18 protein-coding genes are annotated in these 15,585 nt (G+C 63.7%); 9 read left to right on the top strand and 9 right to left on the bottom strand.

Annotated features, from left to right (window positions below):
• Positions 1-64 precede the first annotated feature (64 nt).
• The 5 genes from cckA to JQ574_RS24280 all read left to right on the top strand — a co-directional run bounded on the left by cckA (position 65) and on the right by JQ574_RS24280 (position 6,791).
• Complete coding sequence (gene cckA, locus JQ574_RS24300; RefSeq protein ID WP_212204371.1) at positions 65-2,629, top strand: cell cycle histidine kinase CckA; 2,565 nt, start codon at positions 65-67, stop codon at positions 2,627-2,629.
• 303 nt (positions 2,630-2,932) lie between these two features.
• Positions 2,933-3,949 (top strand): hypothetical protein, encoded by a 1,017-nt coding sequence (locus JQ574_RS24295; RefSeq protein WP_212204372.1) that lies wholly within the window; start codon positions 2,933-2,935, stop codon positions 3,947-3,949.
• 151 nt (positions 3,950-4,100) lie between these two features.
• Positions 4,101-5,084 (top strand): Tim44-like domain-containing protein, encoded by a 984-nt coding sequence (locus tag JQ574_RS24290; RefSeq protein ID WP_212204373.1) that lies wholly within the window; start codon positions 4,101-4,103, stop codon positions 5,082-5,084.
• A gap of 179 nt (positions 5,085-5,263) precedes the next feature.
• Positions 5,264-6,097, top strand: a complete 834-nt coding sequence (locus JQ574_RS24285; RefSeq protein WP_212204374.1) for an amidohydrolase — start codon at positions 5,264-5,266, stop codon at positions 6,095-6,097.
• A 316-nt stretch (positions 6,098-6,413) separates the two neighbouring features.
• Positions 6,414-6,791 (top strand): hypothetical protein, encoded by a 378-nt coding sequence (locus tag JQ574_RS24280; protein ID WP_212204375.1) that lies wholly within the window; start codon positions 6,414-6,416, stop codon positions 6,789-6,791.
• A 128-nt stretch (positions 6,792-6,919) separates the two neighbouring features.
• Here the strand turns inward: JQ574_RS24280 and JQ574_RS24275 are convergent, their stop codons facing one another.
• Positions 6,920-7,369, bottom strand: a complete 450-nt coding sequence (locus JQ574_RS24275; protein WP_212204377.1) for a DUF3606 domain-containing protein — start codon at positions 7,367-7,369, stop codon at positions 6,920-6,922.
• Positions 7,370-7,602: 233 nt separating this feature from the next.
• Here JQ574_RS24275 and JQ574_RS24270 point away from each other — a divergent pair, with 233 nt between their 5' ends.
• Complete coding sequence (locus JQ574_RS24270) at positions 7,603-8,310, top strand: glutathione S-transferase (RefSeq protein ID WP_212204379.1); 708 nt, start codon at positions 7,603-7,605, stop codon at positions 8,308-8,310.
• A gap of 152 nt (positions 8,311-8,462) precedes the next feature.
• On the opposite strand, the gene JQ574_RS24265 is transcribed toward JQ574_RS24270, so the two are convergent.
• The 6 genes from JQ574_RS24265 to JQ574_RS24240 all read right to left on the bottom strand — a co-directional run bounded on the left by JQ574_RS24265 (position 8,463) and on the right by JQ574_RS24240 (position 11,589).
• The gene (locus JQ574_RS24265) at positions 8,463-8,822 is read right to left on the bottom strand and encodes a GFA family protein (protein ID WP_212204380.1); all 360 of its coding nucleotides are present in this window, start codon (positions 8,820-8,822) and stop codon (positions 8,463-8,465) included.
• A 7-nt stretch (positions 8,823-8,829) separates the two neighbouring features.
• Entirely contained in the window at positions 8,830-9,504 is a 675-nt protein-coding gene (locus JQ574_RS24260) for an isoprenylcysteine carboxylmethyltransferase family protein (RefSeq protein WP_212204381.1), read from the bottom strand.
• 89 nt (positions 9,505-9,593) lie between these two features.
• Positions 9,594-9,794: a hypothetical protein gene (locus tag JQ574_RS24255; protein ID WP_212204382.1), complete on the bottom strand. Its 201-nt coding sequence runs from the start codon at positions 9,792-9,794 to the stop codon at positions 9,594-9,596.
• Between the two features lie 140 nt (positions 9,795-9,934).
• Positions 9,935-10,408, bottom strand: a complete 474-nt coding sequence (locus JQ574_RS24250) for a hypothetical protein (RefSeq protein ID WP_212204383.1) — start codon at positions 10,406-10,408, stop codon at positions 9,935-9,937.
• Positions 10,409-10,480: 72 nt separating this feature from the next.
• Complete coding sequence (locus JQ574_RS24245) at positions 10,481-11,026, bottom strand: hypothetical protein (RefSeq protein WP_249119555.1); 546 nt, start codon at positions 11,024-11,026, stop codon at positions 10,481-10,483.
• A 32-nt stretch (positions 11,027-11,058) separates the two neighbouring features.
• Positions 11,059-11,589 (bottom strand): hypothetical protein, encoded by a 531-nt coding sequence (locus JQ574_RS24240; RefSeq protein ID WP_212383959.1) that lies wholly within the window; start codon positions 11,587-11,589, stop codon positions 11,059-11,061.
• Positions 11,590-11,712: 123 nt separating this feature from the next.
• Here JQ574_RS24240 and JQ574_RS24235 point away from each other — a divergent pair, with 123 nt between their 5' ends.
• The 3 genes from JQ574_RS24235 to JQ574_RS24225 are packed head-to-tail and all read left to right on the top strand — an operon-like array spanning position 11,713 to position 14,538.
• Positions 11,713-13,380: a fumarate hydratase gene (locus tag JQ574_RS24235; protein WP_212204385.1), complete on the top strand. Its 1,668-nt coding sequence runs from the start codon at positions 11,713-11,715 to the stop codon at positions 13,378-13,380.
• 31 nt (positions 13,381-13,411) lie between these two features.
• The gene (locus tag JQ574_RS24230; RefSeq protein ID WP_212204401.1) at positions 13,412-13,855 is read left to right on the top strand and encodes a MaoC family dehydratase; all 444 of its coding nucleotides are present in this window, start codon (positions 13,412-13,414) and stop codon (positions 13,853-13,855) included.
• Positions 13,852-14,538: a DUF429 domain-containing protein gene (locus JQ574_RS24225; protein WP_212204403.1), complete on the top strand. Its 687-nt coding sequence runs from the start codon at positions 13,852-13,854 to the stop codon at positions 14,536-14,538. The genes JQ574_RS24230 and JQ574_RS24225 overlap by 4 nt, the downstream gene beginning before the upstream one ends.
• 10 nt (positions 14,539-14,548) lie before the next feature.
• Here the strand turns inward: JQ574_RS24225 and JQ574_RS24220 are convergent, their stop codons facing one another.
• On the bottom strand, positions 14,549-15,241 hold the full coding sequence (locus tag JQ574_RS24220; RefSeq protein ID WP_212383958.1) for an SH3 domain-containing protein: 693 nt from the start codon (positions 15,239-15,241) through the stop codon (positions 14,549-14,551).
• Positions 15,242-15,279: 38 nt separating this feature from the next.
• Positions 15,280-15,579, bottom strand: a complete 300-nt coding sequence (locus tag JQ574_RS24215; protein ID WP_212204407.1) for a hypothetical protein — start codon at positions 15,577-15,579, stop codon at positions 15,280-15,282.
• Between the last annotated feature and the right edge of the window lie 6 nt (positions 15,580-15,585).

Below are 15,585 nucleotides of genomic sequence, written 5' to 3'. Positions count from 1 at the left end.
TCAGGCACTCAAGGGCGCGCAGATCAGCGCGCCATCCCATGCCGACGGGCTTGCGTCCCCTGATATGACCGCCGAAACCGACAGCCATCCGTCCCCCGAGCCCTTCGCGGCCCATGAGCCGGCGCGGCGTAGCGGCAGCATCGTGCTGGTGCTGCTGGTCGCCGCCGGCATCGTCGCGATCGCGGTCGTGCTGATGACCATCGGCCGCGCCCAGGCCCAGCCCTATATCCTCGGCGTGCTGGCGCTGCTGGCCATGGTCGGCCTGTTCAATCTGTTCGCCTTTGCCGCTGGAATCATCCGCTTCACCGACCGCTCTACCGACGATCCGGTGATGGGACGGATCGCCGACCATGCCCATGACGGGCTCGCGGTCACCGATTCGCGCGGCCACGTCGTCTATTCCAACGCCGCCTATCTGGCGCTGACCGGGGCCGCGACCGCCCAGGAGGTGCGCCCGATCGAGCGCGTCTTCATCGGCAATCCCGATGTCTCGGAGGCGGTGTTCCGCCTGCTCAAGGCGGCGCGCGAAGGCAAGCGGCAGCAGGAGGAAGTCCGGATCGCGGGAACCGACGGCGCCCATGGCCGCTGGCTGCGAATGCGGGTGCGTCCCCTCGGCGCCAGCAAGCGTGAGGCGAAATATTCGGTGTGGTCGATCGCCGACATCACGCGGGATCGCGAACGCCAGGAGGACGTCTTCAAGGAATTGCAGCACGCGATCGAATATCTCGATCACGCGCCTTGCGGCTTCTTCTCGGTCAGTCCTTCGGGCGAGGTCGTCTATGTCAATGCGACGCTGGCGGGCTGGCTCGATCACGACCTTGCCGAGATCGGATCGGGCGGCCTGAAGCTGACCGATATCGTATCGGGCGACGGTGCGTCGCTGCTGACCTCGATCGTGGCGGTGCCGGGCGAAGTCAAAACCGAAGTGCTCGACATCGATCTGCGCATGCGCAGCGGCAGGACCATGCCGGTGCGACTCTATCACAAGCTGGCGTTCGGCGCCGACGGCGTGCCCGGCGCGTCGCGGACGCTGGTGATCAGCCGCGCGCGCGACGAGCATTCCGACCCCGAGCGCGCCGCCGAAGTGCGCTTCATGCGGTTCTTCGACCATACGCCGATGGCGATCGCGACCGTTGACCGCGCCGGCGCGGTGGTGCGCGCCAATGCCCGCTTCGCCAAGCTGGCGCAAAGCCTGGGCGCGGACGGTGCCGCCAACAAATCGATCTTCCGCAGCGTGAACGCCCGCGACCGCAGCCTGCTGATCGCGGCGATCAACCAGGCCGCCGAAGGGCAGGGCGACATCGCGCCGGTGGAAGCCATGCTCGACGGTGCCAAGGAGCGCTGGGCGCAATATTTCGTCACCGCGGTCGAGGAGGACGAGCGCGAAACCGAAGCCGCCATCGTCTACATGCTGGAAACCACCGAGCGGCGCACGCTCGAGAACCAGATCAACCAGTCGCAGAAGATGGACATGGTCGGCCAGCTTGCCGGCGGCATCGCGCACGATTTCAACAACGTGCTCTCGGCCATCATGATGGCCAACGACTTCCTGCTGAACGCGCACAAGCCGACCGACCCGTCGTTCCAGGACATCATGCAGATCAAGCAGAATGCCACCCGCGCGGCGACGCTGGTGCGGCAGCTGCTCGCGTTCTCGCGCCGCCAGACCCTGCGCCCGCAGGTGCTCGATCTCGGCGACGCATTGAGCGACCTCACCATGCTGCTGCGCCGCCTGATCGGCGAGAAGGTCAAGCTCGACCTCGTGCACGGCCGTGATCTCTGGCCGGTGAAGGTCGACGTCTCGCAATTCGAGCAGGTGATCGTCAATCTCGCCGTCAACGCCCGCGACGCGATGGCCGATGGCGGCAAGCTGACGGTCAAGACCAGCAACGTCACGACGGATGAAGCCGCGCTGTTGTCCTATAAGGGCATGCCGGCTGCGGACTACGTGCGGATCGACGTCGCCGATACCGGCACCGGCATCCCCGCCGAGATCGTCGACAAAATCTTCGAGCCGTTCTTCTCCACCAAGGAGGTCGGCAAGGGCACCGGCCTCGGGCTGTCGACCGTCTACGGCATCGTCAAGCAGACCGGCGGCTTTGTTTACGTGGATTCGAAAGCGGGGGAGGGCACCACGTTCCGCATCTTCCTGCCGCGGCACCGTCCGGAACTGGAAGCCGCACCCGAACCGCAGGTCACCAATGGCGCCGCCAAGGAAGCCGCCGCCGAGCCGCCGAAGCCGCAGGCCGATCTCACCGGGCAGGGCACCATCCTGCTGGTGGAAGACGAGGACGGCCTGCGCTCGCTCAACGCGCGCGGTCTTCGTTCGCGCGGCTACAGCGTGATCGAGGCCGCCAACGGCATCGAGGCGATGGAAGCGCTGGAAGAGAAGAACGGCGCGGTCGATCTCGTCGTCTCCGACGTGGTGATGCCGGAAATGGACGGCCCGACGCTGCTCAAGGAAATGCGGCAGCGCAATCCCAACCTCAAGATCATCTTCGTCTCCGGCTATGCCGAAGAGGCGTTCGACAAGAGCCTGCCGGAAAACGAGCAGTTCGCCTTCCTCGCCAAGCCGTTTGCGCTCAGTGCACTGGTCGCGAAGGTGAAGGAGACGATGACGGCGTCGTGAGGCCGCTTTCGGTCTTCGGTCCGGATTTCAGGATTTGTTGCGAGGCCGGAACGGCCGCGTCCCCACCGTTTGGGCCGGAAAACCCGCGCCACCATACATTTGCCGTTCTGAACGGGGTTAAGGTGTCCGCTTACGGCACCGACGCTGCTCACGAAGGCAAGTTGCATGACCGATCCTGCCACGGTTCCCGAGACGGCTGACGCCGCGGAAACAGCGTATTTTCTGCGCCGTTTCGCCGACATGATGTCCAACGGGCAAAACGCCGAAAATCTGCTGCGTGCGGCCGATCTGATCGACGGCCTGATGGCGCGCGTTACCGGCGCCTTCGATGAGGAACAGCTGTGGCGCTACAAGTACGAAACCGTGAGCCACCAGAACGACGAGCTGGAAACCGAATGCGAAAGCCTTCGGCATGACGTCGAGAGGCACGTAAAGCTTTCCAGTTTCATCATCACCGAGCGCGATACGCTCAAGACGACGCTGCAGGGGCGGGAGGCCGAGCTGCTCGAACTCGGCGACACGCTGAAGCGAGCGCAGGAAACCTTGAAGAGTGCACAGGAGGAGGCCGCGACGAAATCGCAGGCGCATGAATCCGCCCTGGCCGAGCTTGGTACGAGCTTCGATCAGGAGCGTGTCGCGCTGAAGGCAAGCCTGGAAGCGAGCATCAAGCAAATCGAGCAGCAGCGCAGCGAGCATCTGCGCGAGCGCGACGAGCTCTCGGCAAAGCTGTCGCAGAGCGAGGCCGTCATGGCCGAGTTCAGACTTGCGTTTGATCGTGAGCGTGACGATTGGCAATCCAGGCTGCGATCACGCGAGGACGAACTTGCGACGATCCGCGTCGCGACCGCCAACGAACACGAGGAGCTGCAGCAAAGGATCGAGGCGCTCGAGGCCAAGCGGGAGGAGCTTCGGTCCGCCTTTGACCGGATCAGCCAGCTCGGCGTGGCCGCCACCGACCCGCGCGCGGAAGCCCAAGTCGGCTCGCCTCCGGTTCAACCGCAAGAGCGGGATTCAGCGCCCCGGGATTCTGCGCCCGGGGAAAACAGTGCGGTCGTGCCGAAAGAGACCCTGCGCCAGGCGCGGGCGCAATTCGAATTTCTGGCCAGGGAATGTGTTCGCCGCGGCGATGTCGCGACCCAGGCCATGTGCGAGCTCGGGGCCCACACCATGGATCAGGCCCTCGTGGCCGTCGAAACATCGCATCCATCGCCGGTCGGTGAGGTGGCGTTAAGCATCCTCGGGCCGATTCTTGGACCGGCCCTTGGACCGACCGCCGCCGATCCTCATCCGACTCGCCAGGTCAGCGCGGAAAACTTCTGAATTCCAACGGGTTCAAACCCACAACCGGCCTAATCGTCACATCCCCGCGACTGAGGGCCGCAGCGCTTGTTCCCGTTTACGGCTTCACTTTTAAGCAGCTCTGCCCATCTTAGGGGCTGCTTCCCCATGCCGGGGAATTGAGGAAACAGATATGAATTTCACGCAACGCACGCGCGGAATTGTTCGGGCCTTCGCCATCGTCCTGTCGCTGGCGGTTCCCGCCGCGATGGCCATCACGGCGGCTGACGCCCGGGTGGGCGGCGGCAACAGCTCCGGTTCGCGGGGGTCGAAGACCTATTCGGCTCCGCCCAGCACCACCACGGCGCCCAATGCGGCGCAGCCCATGAACCGTACCTTCAGCCAGCCGGGCGCACCGGCGGCCGCTGGGGCCGCCGCAGGGGCAGCCAAGGGCGGCTTCTTCAGCCGGCCCGGTATGGGCATGATGATGGGCGGTCTCGCCGCAGGCTTCCTCGGCGCCGGCTTGTTCGGCATGCTGTCCGGTGGCGGGCTGCTCGGCGGCCTCGGCGGGATTGCGTCGATCATCGGCCTGATCCTGCAGATCGGCCTGATCCTGATCGTGGTCAAGCTGGCAATGTCGTGGTGGCAGCGCCGCCATACCCCGGCGACCGCCTATGCCAATTCCGCTGCCGGACCGGCCGCGGGTTCAGCCCCGCCGCAGACCGGCTTCGGCTCAGGAATGGGCTTTGGTCTGGGATCGAGCGCCCCCGCGCCGCTTGAGATCGGGCCTTCCGACTACGAGGCGTTCGAACGGCTGCTTGGCGAAGTCCAGGCCGCGTGGTCGAACGAGGACGTCGCGAAACTGCATACGCTCGCAACGCCCGAGATGGTGTCGTACTTCACCAAGGACCTCGAGCAGAACAAGGCCAACAACGACCTTAACAAGGTGTCCGACGTCAAGCTGCTGCAGGGCGACCTCGCAGAAGCCTGGCGCGAAGGCCAAACCGATTACGCGAGCGTCGCGATGCGCTTCTCGCTGGTCGACAAGACCCTGGAGCGCGGCACCAATCGTCTGGTCTCGGGCAGCGAAACCCCGATCGAGGCCACGGAAGTCTGGACCTTCGCCCGGCAAGCCGGCGGACATTGGGAACTCTCGGCGATCCAGCAGACCAACTGATCTTCTGCTGAACGCTAAAAGATTGAAGGCGCCGCGGTTGATTCCGCGGCGCCTTTTGCTTTGCCGGTATGGATCCGGAATAACGATTGTCGCGGCGGGGAATCCTGGGATTCCCCGATGCGCGATGCGCATCTGAGATACGGTGCTTGTGCACCATTCCGGAATGACGGAACGAGTCCATGAAGATCATCGACGCGCAGGTTCATATCTGGTCGCAAACCGTGACGCCGACCTCCGGCCTGCACCGCAAAGTCGAAAAATTCACGGCCGAGGAAGTCTTGGCCGAGATGGACGAGGCAGGGGTGGACGCCGCGCTCATCCATCCGCCGGCCGGCTGGGATCCCGATTCCAACGCGCTGGCGATCGAGGCGGCCCGGACTTATCCAGACCGCTTTGCCATCATGGGCAATTTTCCGCTCGAAGATCCTGACAACCGCAAGCTGGTCCACGGCTGGCGCGCGCAGCCCGGCATGATGGGCCTGCGCTGGCCGCTGCTGCTGGAAGCGCACCAGAAATGGCTCTACGACGGCTCGCTCGACTGGCTGTGGCCCGCGGCCGAACAGGAGGGGCTGCCGCTGGCGATGATGGGCGGATTGTTCCTGCCGAAGTTTCGCGAGATCGCCGAATGCCATCCCGGCCTGAAGATGATCCTGGATCATTGCGGCCTGAACCGGCACGGACGGGACGCCGAGGCGTTCGTCCATCTCGATGAACTGGTGGCGCTCGCGCAACTGCCGAACGTCGCGGTCAAGGCGACCGGTGCGCCGCATTATTCGACCGAGCCCTATCCGTTCCGCAACATCCATGACGGGCTGCACCGCATCTTCGATGCCTATGGGCCGAAGCGGATGTTCTGGGGCACCGACATCACGCGGATGCCGTGCAGCTACCGGCAATGCGTCACGTTCTTCACCGAGGAGCTGCCGTGGTTGAAGGGCGCCGATCTGGACGACGTGATGGGCCGCGCGCTCTGCGCCTGGATCGGCTGGGATTATGCGAGCGTGCGCGGCTGAGACATTGTTCGGTTCGGTGGCCTCATGGTTCGTCCGGCGATGCCCAGCATCGTCCGGAGACGCGCGAAGACGCGCTCCTCACCTTGAGGAGCTGAGATTTCATCCTGAGCTAGTGGACCTCATCCTGAGGAGCCGCGCGCTTGCGCGGCGTCTCGAAGGATGCAAGCCCGGATCGCCTCGTTCAGGAAGCGTTAGCGATGTTCGTCAAGGTAAATATTCTTTTCAAGTTGACGCTTGGTGTTGCTCGGCTAGATCATTCAAACGGACGAAGTTGCGTGCAACTTCACGAATTTTCTTCAAGCCAGCAGGTATTGTCATGTCTCGCGTTATTGCCGCCGCCTTCGCCACCGCGCTCGCCGCCATTGTCGCTCCGACCGCCGCGTCGGCTGGCTGCTATTCGTGCTACCAGCCGCAGCCCTGCTGCGGTCCGCAATACGTGCAGCAGGTGATCCCAGCGGAGTACCGCACCGTGCAGGAAACCGTGATGGTTTCGCCCGGCCGCGTCACCGCGTATCGCACCCCGGCGCGCTATCGCACTGTGATGGTGCCGAAGACCGTGATGGTCTCGCCCGGCCGCGTCCACTATGAACGGATAGCCCCGCGATACGCCGTCCAGCAGCGCGTTGAAATGGTTGCGCCGGCCCGTGCCTATTATGCGCCGGTCGCGCCGCGCTGCGCCACCTGCGGCTATTGAGCCTCACGCCAGCCGCGATTCCCTGACACCGTCGCCCTGTCCGGCGACGGGCCTGCGCGATCGCGGCGCTGATGCTCGAAGAAAGCTATGCCCGGCTTTGAGGCCGCCTTTCAGGCGGCCTTTTTCTTTTACTTTTTCTTTGACGCCTTCCTGGCGCTCTTCTTTTTGGCCGTTTTCTTTTTCGCTGCCTTTTTGACGGTCTTCTTGACGGTCTTTTTGGCGGCTTTCTTCTTGGTCGTTTTCTTCTTGGCCAGATAGGCGCCGACGTTTCTCGACGAATGCCCGGCGGCAGCGACGGCAGCCTTCAGTTTCGCCGGGGTGACCTTGAATTTCTTCGACCAGTAGCGGACTTCGTGGGGCTGGCTGATGGCGATCAGGGCGCGGTCGGCGGCCTTGTGCTTCTGCTCCCCGATATAGGCTTCCACTTTCCTGGCTGAGTGGCCGACCTTCTTGACGGCGGCTTTCAGCTGGGCCGGCGTGATCTTCAATTTCTTCGACCAATAGGCGACTTCGTAAGCCTCGCTCATTGCGATCAGCGCGGCATCGGCACCGCCGCGCTTCTTCTTGTTATCCGCCATCCCATGCTCCTTCGTGTTGAGGAATCCGGCACCCAGCAAGAACCTAACACGGCCTCCCGCCTTCGGACAGATTCGCACCTGTGGAGAATTCAGGCCGTGCGAAACGCAGTTGTGTGGCGACGGGCGTCAGGACCGGCCGGCATTGCGACGAACGAAATACGGATTGATGTGTTATGGCTGCAAGCAGGGTTCTTGCTACAGGTCCTTGCTACAGGTCCTTGGAGATGCCGTCGATGCGCTATCAACTGTATTACTGGCCACATATTCAGGGCCGCGGCGAATACGTCCGGCTTGCACTGGAAGAAGCCGGCGCGGCCTATACCGACGTGGCGCGAAGCGGCAACGGCACCAGCACGATGATGAAGATGATGGAGACGGCAAAGGGCACGCCGCCGTTTGCGCCGCCGTTCCTGAAAGCGGGAAACCTCGTGATCGGCCAGACCGCCAACATCCTGCTCTATCTCGGCGCGCGCCATGGGCTGGCGCCGAAGGCGGAAGCGGCAAGACTGTGGGTGCACCAGTTGCAGCTCACGATTACGGATTTTGTGCTGGAAGTTCACGACACCCATCATCCGCTTGGTCCGTCGCTCTATTACGAGGAGCAGAAGGCGCCGGCCAAAAAGCGCACCGCCGAATTCTGGAAGTCACGGGTGCCGAAATATCTGGATTATTTCGAGGGGTTGCTGGCCGCGGGTGGCGGCGGCTACGTCACCGGCCGGCGCCTGACCTATGTCGACCTGTCGCTGTTCCAGATCGTGGAGGGGCTGCGCTACGCCTTTCCCAAGCGCATGAAAGCGTTTGAAAAGAACATTCCCGCCCTGGTCGAGCTGCATGACCGCGTGGCCGCGCGGCCGAACATCAAGGCCTATCTCGCCAGCGAGCGGCGGATCGCGTTCAACGAGGACGGGATATTCCGGCGCTACAAGGCGCTGGATGTGTGAGAGGCGCAGGTCTCGTCATGCCCGGGCTTGACCCGGGCATCCACGTCTTTCTTTTTGATCTGAGCGAAAGACGTGGATGGCCGGGGATAGGCGAGCGGAAGCGACGCCGTCCTTCAGACGGCTATGTCAGGCCATGACGGTGTTCATAGCCGTCACCTGCTCCGCCCGTCCACCGGCGTCATCGTCAGCTTCGATAGCTCGATGCCGTCGATGCAGCTCACATTGAGCGCCACCACGTCGCTGCCGTCGGGCCTGGTGCCGCGCGCAAAGACGTGGACGCCGCAATCGATGCAGAGCTGGTGGCGGATCGCGTGCTTGTTGAAGAGATATTCGCGCAAATTGTCCTCGCCGGCGCGGAGGTGAAAGCTCTTCGGATCCAGGAAGGTGATATGCAGGCCCTTCTTGGTGCAGATCGAACAATTGCAGGCGGTCACCATTGCGAGGTCGGTCGTGCATTCGAACCGAACCTGGCCGCAATGGCAGCCGCCCGTGTAGGTCTTGCTTTCAGGCATGTGTCCCTCACCAGATTCCCGGAACCAGACGATAGCGCACGCGGGCGGCGTAGTCAGCATATCCCGGCAGGCCCGCGATCAGCGTGCGTTCCTCAATACGGGCGCGTACCGCAAACAGGATGGCGAACAGCGGCGCCAGCGCCACGCCCCACCAGGATCCCAGCAGCAGCGGCACGCCGATGAAAAACAGCATGATGCCGCTGTACATGGGATGACGGACGAAGGCGTAGGGCCCCGTCGAGATCACATGATGGCCGCGCGCGGCCTGTACCTTGATCACGGGGGCCGCGAACGAGTTTTCGCGAAACACCCACATGATGAAGCCGGTCGAGAGCAGGTACATGACAAGGCCCAGCACCTGCAGGGCCAGGGGGACATCCGAGGCCTGCATGCGCCGGTCCAGCCCCATCGCGACGAACCAGATCAACCCCGTGGCGGCGAACACCAGCATAAATTTCTTGTCGGCGGCCGGCTGTTCCTCGCGTGCCGTCAGCCGCATCCGTTCGGAGAGCAGCGCGGGATCGGTTTTCGCAAGCCACAGGCCGCAGGCCGGGCCGAGCACCGCCGAGGTCGCAAGGCATGCCCACGCGCCGGGCCAATGCAGCGTGCCGGCGGAGGCAAACAGCAGCGCCCCCATCCCGACGACGAACAAAGCGTTCTGCAGCAACAGCTTCGCGATCATGCGGTATCCCCATTGCTGGGGCATCATGATCGCGCGATTTTTCGGCAAACTTGCGGCGTTTGGCCCGACAAGGCCAGGGCGAGCAGGCTCTAAGCGAGCTGGTCGACCCGCGTTCCCTGTCCGGGCGGCAGGGCGGCAAGCAGCGTCGGCTTGGGCAGGCGCGTGCCGTCGGCGGCGGCGCCGTTTTGTACGTCGGCGGGCTTCACTTCCGTGAGCTTTAGATCAGTTTTGGGCGCGCTGGCTTCAGGCGGCTTGATCTGCACCGGCGCGGACACAGCAGAGATATCCATCGGCATCATCCTTTTCGTTGCCTCCGACACTGGAGGCATTGAAGCGAACGATGTGTGAATCCCGGCCGGCGATCCCGCCTAATGGTGAACGGGGCGCTCGAAAATTCATTAGAACGCAGCGGATTCCCGAAGGGGCGCCGCTACTCGTCCTTGCCGCGGGTGACCGCAATCGAGGCCTCGGTCTTGGTCCGCGTGCATTCCATGTTGAGCCGGCGGAAGCGCATCGAGACCTTGTCGCCGCGCAGGATGCCCATCCGCTTCATGCAGCGCGTCGAGCCGGTCACGACATCGGGCTTTGGAATGGTGAAGACGAGCGCGCCGGCGTTGGCGACCAGTGCAAGGAATTCCGGTTTGAATTTCCGGTCGGTCTTGGCAAAGAGCTCAAGCGAGTAATTCTGGCCGCGGCAGCCGATCGAAAATTCCTTGGTGGCGGGATGCGTCAGATAGACGATGTTGCGGGCCTTGAAGTTGACCTTGACCCCGTCGATCTGGCCGGCGAGCTGCTTGGCGACGTCGTCGCAGCGGTCGGCGCGGGCCGGCGAGGTTGAGAAAGCGGCCAGCGCCAGCGCGCCTGCGAGCAGGACCGATCGGCGAAAGTGTCGTCGTGGTATCATTCGTAAATGCCCCTCTGGGCCCCATTGAAGCTTGCGCGGCAGCTTCCTGCAAGAGGCCTATTCGAATGTCAATCAGAAGCCGCGCGTAGTCATTGCGATAAAGAACGCCATCGTGGTGAACAGGTTGAGCAGGGTCGGCGTGCTGACCAGCGCCGTGGCGGCCCCGAGCCGCTGGTCGCGCGCCGCACAGGCGATGGCAAAGGCGGCCACCAGCGGGAACAGGATGATTTGCACTGATGTTTCCAGCGCCGCGTAAGGGCCGTTGAAAGCGAGCCCGTGCCTGATCACCGAGGGCATGTAGCTCAGCCAGGTCATGAGCATGACCGCGCCGAGCGCCATGACCGCGTGGCGCACGTAACCGATGGCCGCGAACAGCAGCGCCGACAGCGCCAGCACCGGATGGACGGCAAGGTGCAGCTTGACGATGGCCGCGCCGATACCGTGACCCGGGATTTTCGACATATCCTCCAGCAGCGTCGGCGCGCTCGACATGCCCCAGGAGAGCTCCAGCAGCGCGATCACAGACAGCGCGACGCGCAGGCCGATCCGGCGCGGCGCTGACGTGGCAGGCGCGGTCCCGGCCGCCGGGGCAGGCGCGCGCATCTCGGCCGTTGTCATCGGTTTCCCCTTCATCTTGCCGGCGTTGTGCATCAGGTCCCGCGCATGGCGAGGCCGATGACAATCGCAATGATGGCGGCGATGTTGAACAAAGTGGGAAGGCTCACCAGTGCGGTCGCAACGAGCAGGCGACGGTCGCGCGCTGCAAGGCCGATCGCACAGACAGCCACTAGCGGAAACGCGATGATCTGCGCAGGCGACCAGATCGCGCCGAGGCCGACCGCGTCTAATCCTGACGACATCACGGTTGGCATGTATTTCAGCCAGGTCACGATGATGACAGCGCCGAGCATGACAATCGCAGGCCGCACGCGCCCGAAGGCGGCGAATACCAAGGCCGCCAGCGCCAGCAACGGGTGGATTGCGCTGGCAGCGGCGCTGATGGCTGCCACCTCGATTTCAGGATCACCGAAGATCCCCCATGCCACCGAAATGCCGTCGAGGAGTTCGAGCACCGCGATGATGATCAGGGCGATGCTGAGGCCGGACAGGCTAGCAGCCGGCGGGACCGGGGGAAGGGCGGCCACTGTCTCGGTCGACACTGCGGTGGGAACAGTCGTCATTCTCGATTTCGATTGCTGATGGCCATTCGGGAACCTTCCTTTTGTGTCAAAAGTCCTTAGAACGGTTCAAATGCCGGGGTGTCCCGTGGACGCTTCCGCCCCCAAAAACCTTGCGAGCCAGCCATGAACGCCCCGACCGCTTTCCCCGACCAAAAGCCCGTTCCGCCCTACAAGCACACGCCGCTGTTTCCGCTGGGCGCGGACACCACGCCCTACAAGAAGATCACGACGGATGGCGTGCGGGTCGAGAAGGTGCTTGGCAAGGACATGCTGGTGGTCTCGCGCGAGGCGCTGCGGGCGCTGTCCGAGGCCGCCTTCGGCGACATCAATCATTATCTGCGCCCCGGCCATCTGAAGCAGCTGGCCAACATCCTCGAGGACAAGGAAGCCAGCGACAACGACAAGTTCGTGGCGTTCGATTTCCTGAAGAATGCCAACATCGCCGCCGGCGGCGTGCTGCCGATGTGCCAGGACACCGGCACCGCGATCATCATGGGCAAGAAGGGCGCCCGCGTGATCACCGATGGCGACGACGAGGCCGCGCTCTCGGAAGGCGCGCGCGACGCCTATTTGCGCCGTAACCTGCGCTATTCGCAGGTGGCGCCGATCTCGATGTATGAGGAAAAGAACACCGCCAACAACATGCCGGCGCAGTGCGAGATCTACGCCGAGGGCGGCTCTTCAGAAATAGACTTGGCCTACAAGTTCATGTTCATGGCCAAGGGCGGCGGTTCCGCCAACAAGAGTTTTCTGTTCCAGGCGACGCCGTCGGTGCTGACCAAGGATCGCCTGCTGGCGTTCCTGAAGGAGAAGGTGCTGACCCTCGGCACCGCCGCGTGCCCGCCCTATCATCTGGCGATCGTGATCGGCGGCACCTCGGCCGAGCTTTGCATGAAGACGGTGAAGCTGGCGTCCGCGCGCTATCTCGATGCGCTGCCCACCCATGGATCGGCCGATGGCAACGCCTTCCGCGATCTGGAGATGGAGCAGGAGATTTTGAAGATGACGCAATCGCTCGGCGTCGGCGCGCAGTTCGGCGGCAAGTATTTCTGCCACGACGTGCGCGTGATCCGGATGCCGCGTCACGGCGCGTCGCTGCCCATCGGTCTCGGCGTGTCCTGTTCGGCCGACCGCCAGGTGCTCGGCAAGATTACGAAAGACGGCGTCTATCTCGAGGAGCTTGAGCACAACCCCGCGCAATATTTGCCGGCGGTCGAGCAGGCGCTCGGCGGCGAGGTGGTAAAAATCGATCTCAACCAGCCGATGAAGGATATTCTGGCGACGCTTTCAAAGCATCCGATCAAGACGCGGGTCTCGATGACCGGCACCATGATCGTCGCGCGCGATTCCGCCCACGCCAAGTTGCGCGAGCGGCTGGAGAAGGGCGAGCCGCTGCCGGATTATTTCAAGAACCATCCGGTGTATTACGCCGGTCCCGCCAAGACGCCGGACGGCTACGCGTCCGGCGCCTTCGGGCCGACCACCGCGGGACGCATGGATTCCTTCGTCGACCAGTTCCAGGCGGCTGGCGGATCGATGGTGATGGTCGCCAAGGGCAACCGCGCGGTCGCGGTGCGCGAGGCCTGCAAGAAACACGGCGGCTTCTATCTCGGCTCGATCGGCGGCGCCGCGGCAAACCTCGCCGAGCACTGCATCAAGAAGGTCGAGGTGGTGGAATATCCCGAACTTGGCATGGAAGCGATCTGGCGCATCGAGGTGGTGGATTTCCCGGCCTTCATCATCATCGACGACAAGGGCAATGACTTCTTCAAGGAATTGAATTTGGGGTGAGGGCGCGTCATTCAAGAGCATCGAGGGCAGCATGGTCGAGTGGTTCGACGACCTGAAGGTCGGTATGCGCTTCAAGACCGACACCGCTGTGGTGTCGAAGGAAGATATCATCCGCTTCGCCCAGGAGTATGACCCTCAGCCGTTCCACCTCGACGAGGAAGCGGCGAAGAAGTCCATCCTCGGCGGCCTTGCCGCGTCCGGGTGGCATACGGCCGCGATCGCGATGCGGCTCGCCGCCAACTCAAAGCCGTTCGGGCCGCATCCGCTGCTTGGCGCCGGCGTCGACGATCTGCGCTGGCTGAAGCCGGTGCGGCCCGGCGACACCATTCACCTTGAAGGTGAGGTGGTGGAGCTGACGCCCTCGCGCTCAAAACCGCACGGCGTCGCCCGCGTGAAATGGACCGCCTACAATCAAAAGGGTGAGGCGGTCTACACCTTCAATCCGATTGCGATCGTGCCAAGCCGGCCGAAGTGAGCGCGGGCGGGAGCTGCAGTGCCGTCGGCCTTGATGGATTCAGCAACGGCTGGGTCGCCGTGCGTCTTGAAGGCGGCAGACACGAAATTTCCTTCCATCGCGATGTCTCGGAAGCGTTGTCTCGCCCGTTCGATCGGGCGGGGATCGACATCCCCATCGGCATGGCCGATGACGGCGAGCGCGCGTGCGATCTGCTTGCCCGCGATAAATTGCGCCCGCACACCTCGCGCGTTTTCACGGGCGCGCGGCGCTGGATTTGGCAAGACTTCGACAATCCCGACGAAGCGAACAGGGAATGCCTGCGGCGCGGCCAGAAGCGCGTGTCGCGCCAGCTCTGGCATCTCGGACCGAAGATCATGGAGGTAGATGCGTTCCTGCGTGCGCATCGCGCGCTTGATGTCCGCGAGGTTCATCCCGAATTGGTGTTTCTGCGGTTGAACGCAAACAAACCCTTGCCGTCGAAGAAATCCGAGGAAGGAGATTCGCATCGTCGGATGTTGCTCAAACGAAGCGGGCTCGGCGATATCGACCAATGGCTCAGCAAGGCGCGGATCGGCACCGGCGCGAAGCGTGACGATGTGCTGGACGCCTGCGCCGTGGCGATTGCCGCGCGCGAACCTGCAGGCAGCGTCGGATCGCCGCGGCAGGACGCGCACGACTTGCCGATGCAAATTTGGTTTTAACTGAGCTGCCTCAACTGCAATTCGTCACCTGGTTGGAGCACAGGCTGCGCCACCAGCCGCGCACGCCGTCCTGGCTTTCGACGAGGCCCCACCAGCCGTCCTTGAAGCCGATGATGCGGAATTCGGTCAGCCAGCCGTCTTCGGGCGTGTTCTCACTACCACCCATCTTCAGGCGATAGGGCGGCGGCAGCGTGCCGAGCACGCGCGATTTCACCGACGGCTCGGTGCGGACGTTGAGGCCTTTTGGATCGCGATCTTCCGACCAGGCGCCGAGATTGCAGGGCTCGGCACCATCAGGCAGCTTCGCGCGCTTGGCCGCGAGTTCGGCGTGCGATTTTGCGAACTCGCTTTCCTGACCGTCGGGATCGGTCATCGTGGTGTCGCGGTTGCCCCGCGTGGCGTCGCTGCGCGGCTTCAATTCCGCGGACAGCGCGCGCCCGTCCTTGTCGAGCCTCACGACAAGCACCTGGCGTGCCGCGAACACGCTGGCAGGGGACTTGGGGTCGTTTGCGTTTGCCGGATAGACCACGAGGTATCCGGTCATATCAGCGGTGCGGTAAGCTTCGCCGGCGATAAAGCCCGCCGGCACCAGCGCCAGCGCGCTGGCGCGCCATGCCGGCTCGGGCTCGGGCGCGGATTGTGCGATCGCCGCCGTCACCAGGGAGGCGACGACGGCGATTGAAAGCAGTGCAGTCTTTTGCATGGATCGAACAGCGAGGGAGCGAAGCCGCTCCCTCGGTATCAGGCGGCCCGGGTGCCCGTGAACGGAAAGCTTCCCATCGGGCCGATACCCATTTCGCCGGACATGCTGTCGCCGGAAACTTTTCCGGTGAAGGCGAGCGTCAGCGGCATCGGGTTGGTGATGGAGATCTTCCAGGCGACGTCGTCGCCATTGGCGGTGCCGTCGAAGATTTCGCCGGAATTGCCGTCGGCGCCTTGCGTGCCCGTCAGCGTGCCACCGGAATTCTTCAACGTCAGCGTCGCCTTGCGCTCGCCCATCGGCGTGGTCATGACGATATCCCAGTTTCCGTCCACGGCCATCTTGGT

The organism is Bradyrhizobium sp. AUGA SZCCT0158, from assembly GCF_018130065.1.
GTDB lineage: Bacteria > Pseudomonadota > Alphaproteobacteria > Rhizobiales > Xanthobacteraceae > Bradyrhizobium.
This window is presented reverse-complemented; position numbering and strand designations above follow the sequence as displayed.

Excerpts from the sequence above, each read along its gene's own strand:
- cckA (WP_212204371.1), top strand. The coding sequence starts at position 65 with ATGACCGCCGAAACCGACAGCCATCCGTCCCCCGAGCCCTTCGCGGCC.
- JQ574_RS24295 (WP_212204372.1), top strand. The coding sequence starts at position 2,933 with ATGGCGCGCGTTACCGGCGCCTTCGATGAGGAACAGCTGTGGCGCTAC.
- JQ574_RS24290 (WP_212204373.1), top strand. The coding sequence starts at position 4,101 with ATGAATTTCACGCAACGCACGCGCGGAATTGTTCGGGCCTTCGCCATC.
- JQ574_RS24285 (WP_212204374.1), top strand. The coding sequence starts at position 5,264 with ATGAAGATCATCGACGCGCAGGTTCATATCTGGTCGCAAACCGTGACG.
- JQ574_RS24280 (WP_212204375.1), top strand. The coding sequence starts at position 6,414 with ATGTCTCGCGTTATTGCCGCCGCCTTCGCCACCGCGCTCGCCGCCATT.
- JQ574_RS24275 (WP_212204377.1), bottom strand. The coding sequence starts at position 7,369 with ATGGCGGATAACAAGAAGAAGCGCGGCGGTGCCGATGCCGCGCTGATC.
- JQ574_RS24270 (WP_212204379.1), top strand. The coding sequence starts at position 7,603 with ATGCGCTATCAACTGTATTACTGGCCACATATTCAGGGCCGCGGCGAA.
- JQ574_RS24265 (WP_212204380.1), bottom strand. The coding sequence starts at position 8,822 with ATGCCTGAAAGCAAGACCTACACGGGCGGCTGCCATTGCGGCCAGGTT.
- JQ574_RS24260 (WP_212204381.1), bottom strand. The coding sequence starts at position 9,504 with ATGATCGCGAAGCTGTTGCTGCAGAACGCTTTGTTCGTCGTCGGGATG.
- JQ574_RS24255 (WP_212204382.1), bottom strand. The coding sequence starts at position 9,794 with ATGGATATCTCTGCTGTGTCCGCGCCGGTGCAGATCAAGCCGCCTGAA.
- JQ574_RS24250 (WP_212204383.1), bottom strand. The coding sequence starts at position 10,408 with ATGATACCACGACGACACTTTCGCCGATCGGTCCTGCTCGCAGGCGCG.
- JQ574_RS24245 (WP_249119555.1), bottom strand. The coding sequence starts at position 11,026 with ATGACAACGGCCGAGATGCGCGCGCCTGCCCCGGCGGCCGGGACCGCG.
- JQ574_RS24240 (WP_212383959.1), bottom strand. The coding sequence starts at position 11,589 with ATGACGACTGTTCCCACCGCAGTGTCGACCGAGACAGTGGCCGCCCTT.
- JQ574_RS24235 (WP_212204385.1), top strand. The coding sequence starts at position 11,713 with ATGAACGCCCCGACCGCTTTCCCCGACCAAAAGCCCGTTCCGCCCTAC.
- JQ574_RS24230 (WP_212204401.1), top strand. The coding sequence starts at position 13,412 with ATGGTCGAGTGGTTCGACGACCTGAAGGTCGGTATGCGCTTCAAGACC.
- JQ574_RS24220 (WP_212383958.1), bottom strand. The coding sequence starts at position 15,241 with ATGCAAAAGACTGCACTGCTTTCAATCGCCGTCGTCGCCTCCCTGGTG.
- JQ574_RS24215 (WP_212204407.1), bottom strand. The coding sequence starts at position 15,579 with ATGGCCGTGGACGGAAACTGGGATATCGTCATGACCACGCCGATGGGC.